The sequence below is a fragment of the Myxococcus llanfairpwllgwyngyllgogerychwyrndrobwllllantysiliogogogochensis genome (assembly GCF_006636215.1).
Lineage (GTDB): Bacteria > Myxococcota > Myxococcia > Myxococcales > Myxococcaceae > Myxococcus > Myxococcus llanfairpwllgwyngyllgogerychwyrndrobwllllantysiliogogogochensis.
Genome location: NZ_VIFM01000813.1, coordinates 1 through 431, shown reverse-complemented (window position 1 = coordinate 431; position 431 = coordinate 1). Strand labels below are relative to the sequence as shown.

Sequence of the window (431 nt, the reverse complement as noted above, 5' to 3'; positions counted from 1 at the left end):
GGACTTCGACGTGGCTTTCGACGCGGTGAGTGATGAGCATCGTCTGCTGGGCATTCACATCGCTGCGGCGCGAATCGGCCTGCAGGCAATGCTTCAGCGCGCCGAAGGGATGCGGTCAGCGATCGGCACCGATCCCATGCAGCTCCAACGGCTTTCCGACCTGGAGACCATGGCCGCGAATCTTGACAAGCGCATTGGCGACTTGGTCGCGCTGCAGCAGTCGGCTCTGCAGACATTGCCCATGATCCGCATGATGCAGGCCAACAATCAGAGCCTCGTGGATAAATTTCACACGATCCAGGAGATTTCGATCCCCTCGTGGAAACGCCAATTCACGCTGCAGCTGACCCTCAACGAACAGAGAAATGGGGTCCAGCTGGCAGAGGCTATCGACGACGCGACCAACACGTTCTTGCGGCGTAACGTCGAAC

General features: G+C 58.9%; 1 protein-coding gene. It reads left to right on the top strand.

Translation table 11 applies throughout. From position 1 onward, the window contains the following. Positions 1 to 431, top strand: a 431-nt coding sequence (locus tag FJV41_RS50660; RefSeq protein WP_181791605.1) for a toxic anion resistance protein, incomplete at both ends; no start/stop codon positions are given.